The sequence below is a fragment of the Pseudomonas sp. NBRC 100443 genome, assembly GCF_030268185.1.
Lineage (GTDB): Bacteria > Pseudomonadota > Gammaproteobacteria > Pseudomonadales > Pseudomonadaceae > Pseudomonas > Pseudomonas citronellolis.
Window position 1 is genome coordinate 294,809 of record NZ_BSQE01000003.1, and the last position, 13,209, is coordinate 308,017.

A 13,209-nucleotide genomic window follows, 5' to 3' on the forward strand; every position below is an offset into this window, starting at 1 on the left:
TCAGAAAATGATCCGTGCCCGGGGCACTCGCTGGCGGGGGCGGCTTATCCACGTCTTTGCACAGGAACCGTGGGTCGCGCTGTGGGCAACTGTTGTATGCCTGGCTACAGGCCGCGTGGAATCCGGGCTTGGAGGAAGTGATCAAAAATGCGCCAGGGCCGTCGAAGCCCTGCACAGAAACCCGGGAAAGCCCTGTGGAAAACCCCTGGGTAGATCGCCAGGGGCCTTTATCGACGAGCCTTGCGGGAATTTGTACGAGTTCTGAACAGCCATTCTCGCCGCCGTCAGGGTGCTCCGGTCGTGCGGCGGCGCTGTGGGGTTATCCCCGGCAGCGCTGGATGAAGCTGTGGAAAAGATTCGGATACCTGGCTGCAGGCCCTGCCCGTCGGGGCCTGCAGCTTGTCGCTCAGGAAATGATCAGGCGCGCCGCAGGCGGTACCAGATGTCCACGCTGTACACCACCAGCGCCAGCCAGATACAGCCGAAGGCCACCAGGCGGGTGGAGTCCAGGTGTTCGCCGAACAGCAGGACGGCCTGCAGCAGCACCAGGGTCGGCGCGATGTACTGCAGGAAGCCCAGGGTCGCGTAGGGCAGGTGGCGGGCGGCAGCGTTGAAGCACACCAGCGGCACCAGGGTGATGGGGCCGGCGGCGGCCAGCCAGAGCGCCTGCGGGGTGGTCCAGAAGGCCAGGTGGGCGCTGGGGCCGTCGGCGAACAGCAGCAGCCAGACCAGGGCCAGCGGCAGCAGCATCCAGGTTTCCACCACCAGGCCGGGCAGGGCGTCCACCGGCGCCTGCTTGCGGATCAGCCCGTAGAAGCCGAAGGTCAGCGCCAGCACCAGCGACACCCAGGGCAGGCTGCCCAGCTGCCAGACCTGCTGGGCCACGCCCAGGGCCGCCAGGCCCACGGCCACCCATTGCAGCGGGCGCAGGCGCTCGCGCAGCACCACCAGGCCGAGCAGCACGTTGATCAGCGGGTTGATGTAGTAGCCCAGGCTGGCTTCGAGCATGTGCCCGTTGTTCACCGCCCAGACGTAGACCAGCCAGTTGCTGGCGATCAGCACCCCGCTGGCGCCGAGCACGGCCAGGCGCCGCGGGTTGTCCAGCAGCTCGCGCCACCAGCCGGGGTGCTTCCACACCAGCAGCAGGGCGGCGCCGAACAGCGCCGACCAGATGGCCCGGTGGGTGATGATTTCCAGGGCGGGAATGCTTTCCAGCAGTTTGAAGTAGACCGGGAAGAGTCCCCAGATGACATAGGCGGTCAGGCCCAGGGCATAGCCCCGGCGGGGATTGGCGGTGGCCATCGGACGTCCTTGCGGCAGAAGAAAAGAGTGGCCGCGCCATTCTAGGGGGCGCGGCCGATGTTGTCTGTGCGTTCAGTTTCTGCCGGGCGTAACGGCGGACGTTACGCCGCGGCCAAACCGCGGGAACCTAGAAAACAACGTAAGCGGGCCCTGCCCGAGATTTCGCGCGCAGGGCGCGCTCCTACAGGGGAATGGCATCGGCGCTCGGGCTTTCCCCTCACCCCAGCCCTCTCCCGGAGGGAGAGGGAGCCAGTCCGTGCCGAGAGGAGGCCTGGTTTCAGCCGGCGATCCCTGTGCCAGCCGGCTAACGCCGAAATACCCGTGTACTCCGAACGGTCCCTCTCCCGGAGGGAGAGGGAGCCAGTCCGTGCCGGGAGGAGGCCTGGTTTCAGCCGGCGGTCCCTGTGCCAGCCGGCTAACGCCGAAACACCCATGTACTCCGAACGGTCCCCTCTCCCGGAGGGAGAGGGAGCTAGTCCGTGCCGGGAGGAGGCCTGGTTTCAGCCGGCGATCTTTGTGCTAGCCGGCTAACGCCGAAATACCCGTGTACTCCGAACGATCCCCTCTCCCGGAGGGAGAGGGAGCCAGTCCGTGCCGAAAGGAGGCCTGGTTTCAGCCGGCGATCCCTGTGCTAGCCGGCTGACGCCGAAACACCCATGTACTCCGAACGGTCCCCTCTCCCTCCGGGAGAGGGTTAGGGTGAGGGGGCCGCAGGCCTGCTCGCTCGATTCCGGGCCCCTATGCGTTCCGTGAGGCACGGCGTTTCCCCCGCACAAACGGGCCCGCGAATCGCGCGCAGGGCGCGCTCCTGCATGGGCACGATTGGATGGCTCAGAACAACCGCAGCGGCTCCTCGTCCAGCGCCGCCAACTGCTCGCGCAGCACCAGCACCTGCTCGCCCCAGTAGCGCTCGCTGCCGAACCAGGGGAAGCTCGGCGGGAACGCCGGGTCGTCCCAACGCCGCGCCAGCCAGGCGCTGTAGTGCATCAGGCGCAGGGTGCGCAGGCCCTCGATCAGCGGCAGTTCGCGCGGGTCGAAGTCGTGGAATTCCTGGTAGCCATCGATAAGCTCGGAGAGCTGCAGCAGGCGCTCCTGGCGCTCGCCGGCCAGCATCATCCACAGGTCCTGCACCGCCGGGCCCATGCGGCAGTCGTCGAGGTCGACCATGTGGTAGACCTCGTCGCGGCACAGCAGGTTGCCCGGGTGCAGGTCGCCGTGCAGGCGGATGGCGGTGTAGCGGTTGTCGGCGAACAGGGCGTCCAGGCGCTTGAGCAGGTCGCGGGCCACCGATTCGTAGGCCGGCAGCAGGCTCTTGGGCACGAAGTTGCCTTCCAGCAGGGTGGCCAGGGATTCATGGCCGAAGTTATCCACAGTCAGTTGCTCGCGGTGTTCGAAGGGGCGGACGGCGCCCACCGCGTGCAGGCGGCCGAGCAACTGGCCGAGGCGGTACAACTGATCCAGGTTGCCCGGTTCCGGCGCGCGGCCGCCGCGGCGCGGGAACAGGGCGAAGCGGAAGCCGGCGAACTCGAACAGGCTTTCGCCGTCGCGCACCAGCGGCGCCACCACCGGCACCTCGCATTCGGCCAGCTCGGCGGAGAAGGCATGTTCCTCGCGGATGGCCGCGTCGCTCCAGCGTCCGGGGCGGTAGAACTTGGCCACCAGCGGCTCGCTGTCCTCGATGCCCACTTGGTAGACGCGGTTCTCGTAGCTGTTGAGCGCCAGCACCCGGGCGTCGCTGAGGTAGCCCAGGCTTTCCACCGCGTCGAGGACCAGGTCGGGCGTAAGGGCGGAGAAGGGATGGGACATGGCTGCGATCCAGGGCAGTGAACAGGCCCCTAGTCTACGCACACCGCCACGGGATTGCTGGCCCCTGCGCCATTACGCCTGGGGGAGGCTCTTCGTAGGATGGGTTGGGCGAAGCGAAACCCATGCGGTCATGGCGATGGGTATCGCTTCGCTCAACGCCATCCTACGTTGGGGTTCTCCTGCGGGGCTGGCGTTAGTTGCCGCAGGCGCTGAGGTGGAAGCCGGCCTTTGCCAGCGCCTCTGGATTCGCTTTCAGGTAGTTGAAGAAACGCTCCGCCAGCTCGCGCCGCGGGCCTTCCACCAGCACCAGGTAGTACTGCGGCTGCGGGGCGCAGGCGTAGGGCAGCGGCGCTTCGCCGCGGCCCTGGGTGTGCAGGGTCTGCACGCTGTGGGCGCCGTCGTCGGCGAAGAACAGGTCGAAGGCCATGCCCTGGCCGATGTCGCGGGCCAGCTCGGCGCTGTCGCCCTCGATCAGCAGGACCTTGTTGCCGGTCTGCAGCTGGTACTGGTCGGCCAGCGCCTCCAGGGCCGCCATCGGCTGATGGCCGCTGGCCACGCGCAGCACGTCGGGGGTCGCCTGGCCGAGCGACGGCAGCAGGGCGCTGCACGCCAGCAGCAGGGGAATCAGGAAGCGGCGCATGGGTGGAAGCTCCGGCAGTGGGATGGCCTATTGGAACCCCACGGCCGGCGCCGGCCCTTGACTCAAGGCAGGCTTCGTTCAGACCGGCGTGCCGAGGATCACCTGGGCCGGGGAGAACTGGGTGCGCACCCGGCTGCCGGGGGCCAGGCGCAGGATGTCGATGCGTTCCTGGTCCACCAGGGCGCAGAGCATCTGCCCGCCGGGCAACTGGATGCGCACTTCGCTGGGGCCGTCGCCGGCCTCGCGGATGTCCTCGATGCGCCCCTCCAGGGCATTGAGCCCGGCCGGGCATTCGATCTGCGGCAGGTCGACGTAGAGCCAGCCGGCCTTCATCAGCGCGATCACCGGCAGGCCCTCGCGCAGCTCCAGCTTCTCGGTGCTTTCGCGGGTGATACGCGCGTGGATGCGCGCGCCGCCGGGCAGGTCGACGCCGATCAGGTCGTTCAGGCCCGCCGGCTCGATGCTGCAGACGCGCCCGTGCAATTGGTTGCGCGCGCTGGTGCGCAGCATCAGGCGGCCGATCAGCTCCAGGTCCTCGCCGTCTTCCTCGATGCTTTCGAGCATGCGCTCGCGCAGTTCCTCCAGGCGCTGGTACAGCGCCAGCAGGCGTTCGCCGGCCGGCGTCAGGCGCGCGCCGCCGCCGCCCTTGCCGCCGACGCTGCGTTCCACCAGCGGGCGCTCGGCGAGGTTGTTCAGCTCGTCCACCGCATCCCAGGCGGTCTTGTAGCTCATGCCGGCGGCCTTGGCGGCCTGGGTGATGGAGCCCAGCGCGGCGATCTGCGCGAGCAGGGCGATGCGTTGCGGGCGGCGGGTGACGTGCTGGGTGAGAAGGCTGAGGCTGGTCATCGTTTTCGTTGTTGTGTTCGCGATAGGGCGAGGCTGGTAGCTGCGCCGGCAAAAGGCAAGTGGAATCCGTCGGCTGCCGGCGCCGGGCTCAGCCCGGCTTCGGCGTGCGGGCCAGGCAATAGACGTCCACCCGCGCGGCGCCGGCACGTCGCAGCAGCTGCGCCAGGGCCGCGGCGGTGGCGCCAGTGGTCAGTACGTCGTCCACCAGCGCCAGGTGCAGGCCGCGCAGGGCCGCGCCGTCGTCCAGGGCGAAGGCCTGGCGCAGGTTGCGCTTTCGCTCGGCCTTGTCCAGGCCCTGTTGCGCCGGGGTGTCGCGCACCCGGCGCAGCGGCTGGCGCCAGGGCAGGCCGAGGTCCGCGGCCAGGCGCCGGGCCAGCAGCTCGGCCTGGTTGAAGCCGCGCTGGCGCTGCCGGCGCGGGGCCAGGGGCACCGGCAGGAGCAGGTCGGGCACCGGCAACCCCTCGGCGAAGGCATGGCGCAGGTGGCGCCCCAGCAACTGGCCGAGCAGCCGGCCCAGGGGCCGGTCGGCCTGGTGCTTGAAGCGGGTGATGGCGCCGTCCAGCGGGAAGGCGTAGCGCCAGGGCGCCAGCACCTGCTCGAAGGGCGGCGGCCGGCGCAGGCATTCGCCGCAGGTCAGGCCGTGTTCCGGCAGCGGCAGGGCGCAGGTGTTGCAGTGGCTGCCCAGCCAGGGCAGGTCGGCGTCGCAGCCGGCGCACAGCGCCAGGCCGGTGTCGGCCGGGCCGCCGCAGAACAGGCAGTCCGGCCGCAGGACGAAAAGCTCGCGCAGGCGGGCGAAGGTGAGCAGGGTGGCGTCCTCCGGGTGAGGCCCCGGCGGATGCTCAGTGGATCAGCCAGCTCATCACGATCAGGCCGAGCACGGTGAGCAGGATGCCGCCGAAGAAGGAGCGCCGGACGAAGGCGCGGATGCCACTGTAGAGCAGCAACAGGCCGAGGAAGAGTAGGACGAAGCTGAAGATCGACACGTCCATTCCGATGGCCCGGGCCAGGCCGTGGAGGAACTGGTCCATGGCCGCCCAGATGGCGCCCAGCAGGCCGGAAAGGAGGTCGACGACGAAGCGTATCGCCTTGCCGAGGGTCTGGCCGAGCCAGTCGAAAGTGCCTTCTGTTTCCATGAGCTCGCGGGATTCCTTCGAGTACCTGTGCTGTTGGAGTGGCGTTCTGCCCCCAGGTTCACGGCGCATGAATGATTGTTCAAATAATAGTCACTTGTCGACTTGTGACTTCAACTTGGTTGACAGCGACCAAGGCTTACATATCATGCCTCCAAAGCCTGAACCGTCGCGCCCTGCCGTGGCGGCCGAGAACAACGAGGCGTCAGCCCGCGTCCGAAGGAACTCCCCATGAGTGCAACCGCATCCATCGCCACCCGCCACGACTGGACCCTCGCCGAAGTGACGGCGCTCTTCGAGCAGCCCTTCAACGACCTCCTGTTCCAGGCGCAGACGGTGCACCGCGCGCACTTCGACCCGAACCGCGTGCAGGTCTCGACCCTGCTGTCGATCAAGACCGGCGCCTGCCCGGAAGACTGCAAGTACTGCCCGCAGTCCGGCCACTACAACACCGGCCTGGACAAGCAGAAGCTGATGGAAGTGCAGAAGGTGCTGGAAGCGGCCGCCGAGGCCAAGGCCATCGGCTCCACCCGCTTCTGCATGGGCGCCGCCTGGAAGCACCCCTCGGCCAAGGACATGCCCTACGTGCTGGAAATGGTGAAGGGCGTGAAGAAGCTCGGCCTGGAAACCTGCATGACCCTCGGCAAGCTGACCCAGGAGCAGACCCAGGCCCTGGCCGAGGCCGGGCTGGACTACTACAACCACAACCTCGACACCTCGCCGGAGTTCTACGGCAACATCATCACCACCCGCACCTACGGCGAGCGCCTGCAGACCCTGGCCTACGTGCGCGAGGCGGGGATGAAGATCTGCTCCGGCGGCATCCTCGGCATGGGCGAGTCGGTGGCCGACCGCGCCGGCCTGCTGATCCAGCTGGCCAACCTGCCGGAGCACCCGGAGTCGGTGCCGATCAACATGCTGGTCAAGGTCAAGGGCACCCCGCTGGCCGAAGAGAAGGACGTCGATCCCTTCGACTTCATCCGCACCCTGGCCGTGGCCCGGATCATGATGCCGAAGTCCCACGTGCGCCTGTCCGCCGGCCGCGAGCAGATGAACGAGCAGATGCAGGCCCTGGCCTTCATGGCCGGCGCCAACTCGATCTTCTACGGCGAGAAGCTGCTGACCACCCGCAACCCGCAGGCCGACAAGGACATGCAACTGTTCGCCCGCCTGGGCATCAAGCCCGAGGAGCGCGAGGAGCACGCCGACGAGGTGCACCAGGCCGCCATCGAGCAGGCCCTGGTCGAACAGCGCGATTCGCAGTTGTTCTACAACGCGGCGCTTTAAAAGCCGCTGAAGGCTGGAGGCTGAAGGCTGGACGAAAGAGCGTTGCCGTTCTGCCTCAAGTCTCTACGCTTTGAGTTGGTGTTGGTCGAGCAGCACCAACGCCACCGTGAAGGTTGGACAAGAGTGCTCTTTCGTCCAGCCTTCAGCCTCCAGCCGCTTTTATCGAGGCGCTCATGTCCTTCGATCTCTCCCCCCGCCTCGCCCAGCGCCAGGCGGACGATCTCTACCGCCAGCGGCCGTTGCTGGAGTCGCCGCAGGGCCCGCTGGTGCGGGTGGACGGCCGGCCGATGCTGGCCTTCTGTTCCAATGACTACCTGGGCCTGGCCAACCATCCCGAGGTGATCGCCGCCTTGCGTACCGGCGCCGAGCGCTGGGGCGTGGGCGGTGGCGCCTCGCACCTGGTCAACGGCCATTGCGGGCCGCACCACGAGCTGGAGCTGGCCCTGGCCGAGTTCACCGGGCGGCCGCGCGCGCTGCTGTTCTCCACCGGCTACATGGCCAACCTGGGCGCCGTGACCGCGCTGCTGGGCAAGGGCGATACCGTGCTGGAAGACCGCCTCAACCACGCTTCGCTGCTGGACGCCGGGCTGCTCAGCGGCGCGCGCTTCTCGCGCTACCTGCACAACGACGCGGCCAGCCTGGCGCAGCGCCTGGGCAAGGCCGAGGGCAACACCCTGGTGGTCACCGACGGCGTGTTCAGCATGGACGGCGACCTCGCCGAGCTGCCGGCCCTGTGCGCCGAAGCCAAGCGTCACGGCGCCTGGGTGATGGTCGACGACGCCCACGGCTTCGGTCCGCTGGGCGCCAACGGCGGCGGCATCGTCGAGCACTTCGGCCTGGACCTGGACGACGTGCCGGTGCTGGTCGGCACCCTGGGCAAGGCCTTCGGCACCGCCGGCGCCTTCGTCGCCGGCAGCGAGGAACTGGTGGAAACGCTGATCCAGTTCGCCCGCCCGTACATCTACACCACCAGCCAGCCGCCGGCGCTGGCCTGCGCCACGCTGAAGAGCCTGGAGCTGCTGCGCGCCGAGCGCTGGCGCCGCGAGCACCTGGGCAGGCTGATCGCGCGCTTCCGCCGTGGCGCCGAGGCTATCGGTCTGACGCTGATGGACAGCTTCACGCCGATCCAGCCGATCCTCATCGGCGGTAGCCGCCAGGCCATGGCGCTGTCGGCCGCGCTGCGCGACCACGGCATCCTGGTCGGCGCCATCCGCCCGCCCACCGTGCCGGCCGGCAGCGCGCGCCTGCGCGTGACCTTCAGCGCCAGCCACAGCGAGGAGCAGGTCGACCGCTTGCTCGAAGCCCTGGAGCAGAGCTGGCGCCAGGTCTCCACCAGCCTGCTGGCAGAACTCGACGCCGAGGAGGGCGAGGATGCGTGACCAACTGATACTGCTGCCCGGCTGGGGCCTGGGCAGCGCGCCCCTGGAGCCGCTGCGCGACGCGCTGCTGGAGCAGGCGCCGCACCTGCACGTGCACATCGAGCCGCTGCCGCGCGAGGCCGACCCGGCGCTATGGCTGGACGAACTGGACGACGAGCTGCCCGAGGGCAGCTGGCTGGCCGGCTGGTCCCTGGGCGGCATGCTCGCCGCCGAGCTGGCCGCGCGCCGCGGCGAGGCCTGCCGCGGGCTGATCACCCTGGCCGCCAATGCCAGCTTCCGCCAGCTCGACGACTGGCCGCAGGCCATGCCCAACAGCGTCTTCGAGGACTTCTTCGAAGCCTTCCTGCTGGAGCCGGAACTGACGCGCAAGCGCTTCACCCTGCTGGTCAGCCAGGGCGCCCGCGACGCCCGCACCCTGGCGCGGCAACTGCAAGTGGCGCTGCCGGCGCTGGAAGCCGGGGCGCTGAGCGCCGGCCTGCAACTGCTGGGGCGCCTGGACACCCGCGCGGCGCTGGAGCGCTACGACGGCCCGCAACTGCACCTGTTCGCCGGCAACGACGCGCTGGTCCCGTCCGGCGCCGCCGATGCGCTGCTGGGCTGGTTGCCGGACGTGGAGGTGAACACCATCGCCGGCGCCAGCCACGGCCTGCCGCTGGAGCGCCCGGACGAGGTGGCCGCGGCCATCCTGACTTTCATCCACGAGGGCGACGATGTCTGATCCCCTGGGCGGCGCGCTGCCGGACAAGCGCCAGGTCGCCGCTTCCTTCTCCCGCGCGGCCGCCACCTACGATGCGGTGGCCGAACTGCAGCGCGGCGTCGGCGACAGCCTGCTGGCGCGCCTGCCGGCCGACCTGGCGGTACGCCGCTGGCTCGACCTGGGTTGCGGCACCGGCCACTTCAGCCGTGCCTTGGCCCAGCGCTTTGCCGAAGCCGAAGGCCTGGCGGTGGACATCGCCGAAGGCATGCTGCGCCATGCCCGCGAGCATGGCGGCGCGCAGCACTTCATCGGCGGCGACGCCGAGCGCCTGCCGTTGCGCGACGAGTGCTGCGACCTGCTGTTCTCCAGCCTGGCCATCCAGTGGTGCGCCGACCTGCCGGCGGTGCTCGGCGAAGCGCGCCGGGTGCTGCGCGAGGGCGGCGTGTTCGCCTTCAGCAGCCTGTGCATCGGCACCCTGGGCGAACTGCGCGCCAGCTGGCAGGCGGTGGACGGCTTCGTCCACGTCAACCGCTTCCGCGCCTTCGCCGACTACCAGGCGCAATGCGCGGCCAGCGGGCTGGAAGTGCTGCAGCTGTCCACCGAAGACCGCGTGCTGCACTTCCCCGATCTGCGCAGCCTGACCCACGAACTCAAGGCCCTGGGCGCCCACAACCTCAACCCCGGCCGCCCCGGCGGGCTCACCGGGCGGGCGAGGGTGCGGGCGCTGATCGAGGCCTACGAACGCTTCCGCCAGCCCGAGGGGCTGCCGGCGACCTATAGGGTGGTCCACGCCATCCTGCGCAAACCCATCTCTTCGTAGGAGGGGACTCCGGCAAACACAACGCCCGTAGGATGGGTTTCGCAAGCTCAACCCATCCTACGAAAGCCCCTCGGCGCAGCCGGCACCTACACGTATAGCCCTTGAGGAACCCCATGCCACACGCGTTTTTCATCACCGGCACCGACACCGAAATCGGCAAGACCACCATCGCCGCCGGCCTGCTGCACGCCGCGCGCATGGCCGGGATGTCCACCGCCGCTGCCAAGCCGGTGGCCTCCGGCTGTGAGCGCCGTCCCGAGGGCCTGCGCAACGGCGACGCCCTGGCCCTGCTGGGCGAGTGCAGCCTGCCGCTGGCCTACGAGGAGGTGAACCCCTTCGCCTTCGAACCGGCCATCGCCCCGCACCTGGCGGCCCGCGAAGTCGGCGTGGCGCTGAACGTGGACACCCTGGCCGGGCCGGTGCGCCACGTGCTGGCGCGTGGCGCCGACTTCACCCTGGTGGAAGGCGCCGGCGGCTGGCGCGTGCCCCTGGCCGGCGAAGAGAGCCTGTCGGACCTGGCCATCCGCCTCGACCTGCCGGTGATCCTGGTGGTGGGCGTGCGCCTGGGCTGCATCAACCATGCGGTGCTCAGCGCCGAGGCCATCCTGCGCGACGGCCTGCCGCTGGCCGGCTGGGTGGCGAACATCGTCGACCCCAGGACCTCGCGCCTGGAAGAGAACCTGGCGACCCTCGCCGAACGTCTGCCGGCGCCCTGCATCGGCCGCGTGCCGCACCTGGCCGCGCCGACGCCCATGGCAGTGGCCGCGCACCTGGACCTGGGCATTCTCGATCTTCCGGACTGATGGCCTTTGAATGTCATCGGCGATCCTGTTTGAATAGGCGGCAGGTTCCAGCGAGGAAGATCGACCATGGAAATCTCCGGTAACGCATTCAGTACCGGTCTGCAGGGGCTGCAGCGCGGCCTGCAGCAGGTCGACCGTGCCGCCGCGCAGGTGGCCGCGCAGCCCGTGGCCAAGGACGACATCGCCCGGCCCGTGGTGGACATGGAAATGAGCAAGTACGCCGCCCTGGCGTCCAGCCGCGTCCTGCAGACCGCCGACGAAACCCTCGGGACGCTGATCGACATCAGCGTCTGACGCTTTTCCTCCCTTCAGAATTTCCTCTCAGCAGCTTCGGGTAGTCGTCTGTCGACGGCCTGCGGCTGGGCTTTACTTATCCCTATCGATACCCGCGAATGCAGCGCTCTGGCCCGTGCCCTTGCGCGTGACCGGGCGGTCGGTTTGCGCGCTTGACAAGGGTAGGGCGTAAACGTATGTTTCAAACGCCTGTTTGAGAGTCGAGGCGCGCGGCGCATCGGCTGGGCGGCCGGGAACGCTCCCGTACAGCGACCGCAAGCACCGGTCGCCCATTAACCAGAACCCTTCGTAGAGGTTTACCGCTATGCCTGATTACAAGGCCCCCTTGCGTGATATCCGTTTCGTTCGCGACGAGCTGCTGGGCTACGAAGCGCACTACCAGAACCTGCCGGGCGCCCAGGACGCCACGCCGGACATGGTCAATGCCATTCTCGAAGAGGGTGCCAAGTTCTGCGAACAGGTGATCGCCCCGCTGAACCGCGTCGGCGACCAGGAAGGTTGCACCTGGAGCCCCGAGGGCGTGAAGACCCCCAGCGGCTTCAAAGAGGCCTACCAGCAATTCGTCGAAGGCGGCTGGCCGAGCCTGGCCCATGACGTCGAGCACGGCGGCCAGGGCCTGCCGGAATCCCTGGGCATGGCCATCAGCGAAATGATCGGCCAGGCCAACTGGTCCTGGGGCATGTACCCGGGCCTGTCCCACGGCGCCATGAACACCCTGCACGCCCACGGCACCCCGGAGCAGCAGGCCACTTACCTGACCAAGCTGGTGTCCGGCGAGTGGACCGGCACCATGTGCCTGACCGAGCCGCACTGCGGCACCGACCTGGGCATGCTGCGCACCAAGGCCGAGCCCCAGGCCGACGGCACCTACAAGGTCACCGGCACCAAGATCTTCATCTCCGCCGGCGAACACGACATGGCCGACAACATCGTCCACATCGTGCTGGCCCGCCTGCCCGACGCCCCGCAGGGCACCAAGGGCATCTCGCTGTTCATCGTGCCGAAGTTCCTGCCCAACGCAGAAGGCGGCGTAGGCGAGCGCAACGCCGTTTCCTGCGGCTCCATCGAGCACAAGATGGGCATCCACGGCAACGCCACCTGCGTGATGAACTTCGACGCCGCCACCGGCTTCCTGATCGGCCCGCCGAACAAGGGCCTGAACTGCATGTTCACCTTCATGAACACCGCTCGCCTGGGCACCGCGCTGCAAGGCCTGGCCCACGCCGAGATCGGTTTCCAGGGTGGCATCGCCTACGCCCGCGAGCGTCTGCAGATGCGTTCGCTGACCGGCCCGAAAGCCCCGGAAAAGGCCGCCGACCCGATCATCGTACACCCGGACGTGCGCCGCATGCTGCTGACCGCCAAGGCTTTCGCCGAAGGCAACCGCGCCATGCTGTACTTCGCCGCCAAGCAGGTCGATATCGTCCAGCGCAGCCAGGACGAAGAGCAGAAGAAAGCCGCTGACGCGATGCTGGCCTTCCTCACCCCGATCGCCAAGGCGTTCATGACCGAAGTCGGCTTCGAAGCGGCCAACCACGGTGTGCAGATCTACGGCGGCCACGGCTTCATCGCCGAGCACGGCATGGAGCAGAACGTCCGCGACAGCCGCATCTCCATGCTGTACGAAGGCACCACCGGCGTTCAGGCGCTGGACCTGCTGGGCCGCAAGGTGCTGATGACCCAGGGCGAGGCGCTCAAGGGCTTCACCAAGATCGTGCACAAGTTCTGCCAGGCCAACGAAGGCAACGAAGCCGTCAAGGAATTCGTCGCGCCGCTGGCCGCGCTGAACAAGGAGTGGGGCGAGCTGACCATGAAGGTCGGCATGGCCGCCATGAAGGACCGCGAGGAAGTCGGCGCCGCTTCGGTGGACTACCTGATGTTCTCCGGCTACGCCTGCCTGGCCTACTTCTGGGCCGACATGGCGCGCCTGGCTGCCGAGAAACTGGCGGCCGGCACCAGCGAGGAGGGCTTCTACAAGGCCAAGCTGCAGACTGCGCGCTTCTACTTCCAGCGCATCCTGCCGCGTACCCGCGCCCACGTCGCCGCCATGCTGTCCGGCGCCGGCAACCTGATGGACATGGCCGAGGAAGATTTCTCCCTCGGTTACTGATCCTGCCGCTGCCGTCAGCCCGCTGCATGGCGGGTTGCTCAGAAAGCACCCTGCGAGCCCAGTGCTCGCAGGGTGTTTTCGTTTCCACGCCTGCA

General features: G+C 68.6%; 13 protein-coding genes. 7 read left to right on the plus strand and 6 right to left on the minus strand.

Annotated features, from left to right (window positions below; all coding sequences use genetic code 11):
* Positions 1-417: 417 nt before the first annotated feature.
* The 6 genes from rarD to QSJ95_RS05590 all read right to left on the minus strand — a co-directional run bounded on the left by rarD (position 418) and on the right by QSJ95_RS05590 (position 5,727).
* Positions 418-1,302 carry an EamA family transporter RarD gene (gene rarD / locus QSJ95_RS05565; RefSeq protein WP_285640679.1) on the minus strand — a complete coding sequence of 295 codons (885 nt, stop codon included), beginning with the start codon at positions 1,300-1,302 and terminating at the stop codon, positions 418-420.
* A gap of 831 nt (positions 1,303-2,133) precedes the next feature.
* The gene (locus tag QSJ95_RS05570; RefSeq protein ID WP_285640681.1) at positions 2,134-3,108 is read right to left on the minus strand and encodes a serine/threonine protein kinase; all 975 of its coding nucleotides are present in this window, start codon (positions 3,106-3,108) and stop codon (positions 2,134-2,136) included.
* 193 nt (positions 3,109-3,301) lie between these two features.
* Positions 3,302-3,748 carry a substrate-binding domain-containing protein gene (locus QSJ95_RS05575; protein WP_285640682.1) on the minus strand — a complete coding sequence of 149 codons (447 nt, stop codon included), beginning with the start codon at positions 3,746-3,748 and terminating at the stop codon, positions 3,302-3,304.
* A gap of 78 nt (positions 3,749-3,826) precedes the next feature.
* Positions 3,827-4,594 (minus strand): TOBE domain-containing protein, encoded by a 768-nt coding sequence (locus QSJ95_RS05580; protein ID WP_009615483.1) that lies wholly within the window; start codon positions 4,592-4,594, stop codon positions 3,827-3,829.
* Between the two features lie 88 nt (positions 4,595-4,682).
* Positions 4,683-5,381, minus strand: a complete 699-nt coding sequence (locus QSJ95_RS05585) for a ComF family protein (protein ID WP_043319180.1) — start codon at positions 5,379-5,381, stop codon at positions 4,683-4,685.
* Positions 5,382-5,433: 52 nt separating this feature from the next.
* Positions 5,434-5,727, minus strand: a complete 294-nt coding sequence (locus QSJ95_RS05590) for a hypothetical protein (RefSeq protein WP_009615487.1) — start codon at positions 5,725-5,727, stop codon at positions 5,434-5,436.
* Positions 5,728-5,955: 228 nt separating this feature from the next.
* On the opposite strand from QSJ95_RS05590, the gene bioB reads away from it, so the two are divergent.
* The 7 genes from bioB (at position 5,956) to QSJ95_RS05625 (ending at position 13,114) form a co-directional block, all read left to right on the plus strand.
* Positions 5,956-7,011, plus strand: coding sequence for a biotin synthase BioB (gene bioB / locus QSJ95_RS05595; RefSeq protein ID WP_009615490.1), 1,056 nt, complete (start codon positions 5,956-5,958; stop codon positions 7,009-7,011).
* Between the two features lie 173 nt (positions 7,012-7,184).
* Positions 7,185-8,390, plus strand: a complete 1,206-nt coding sequence (bioF, locus tag QSJ95_RS05600; RefSeq protein ID WP_285640686.1) for an 8-amino-7-oxononanoate synthase — start codon at positions 7,185-7,187, stop codon at positions 8,388-8,390.
* Complete coding sequence (locus tag QSJ95_RS05605) at positions 8,383-9,108, plus strand: alpha/beta fold hydrolase (protein WP_285640689.1); 726 nt, start codon at positions 8,383-8,385, stop codon at positions 9,106-9,108. Before bioF ends, QSJ95_RS05605 begins: the two co-directional genes overlap by 8 nt.
* Positions 9,101-9,907: a malonyl-ACP O-methyltransferase BioC gene (gene bioC, locus QSJ95_RS05610; RefSeq protein WP_285640691.1), complete on the plus strand. Its 807-nt coding sequence runs from the start codon at positions 9,101-9,103 to the stop codon at positions 9,905-9,907. Before QSJ95_RS05605 ends, bioC begins: the two co-directional genes overlap by 8 nt.
* A gap of 113 nt (positions 9,908-10,020) precedes the next feature.
* Positions 10,021-10,710, plus strand: a complete 690-nt coding sequence (gene bioD / locus QSJ95_RS05615; protein WP_009615494.1) for a dethiobiotin synthase — start codon at positions 10,021-10,023, stop codon at positions 10,708-10,710.
* A gap of 66 nt (positions 10,711-10,776) precedes the next feature.
* Positions 10,777-11,004 carry a hypothetical protein gene (locus tag QSJ95_RS05620; protein WP_009615495.1) on the plus strand — a complete coding sequence of 76 codons (228 nt, stop codon included), beginning with the start codon at positions 10,777-10,779 and terminating at the stop codon, positions 11,002-11,004.
* 304 nt (positions 11,005-11,308) lie between these two features.
* Positions 11,309-13,114, plus strand: a complete 1,806-nt coding sequence (locus QSJ95_RS05625; RefSeq protein WP_043319187.1) for a phenylacyl-CoA dehydrogenase — start codon at positions 11,309-11,311, stop codon at positions 13,112-13,114.
* Positions 13,115-13,209: the final 95 nt, after the last annotated feature.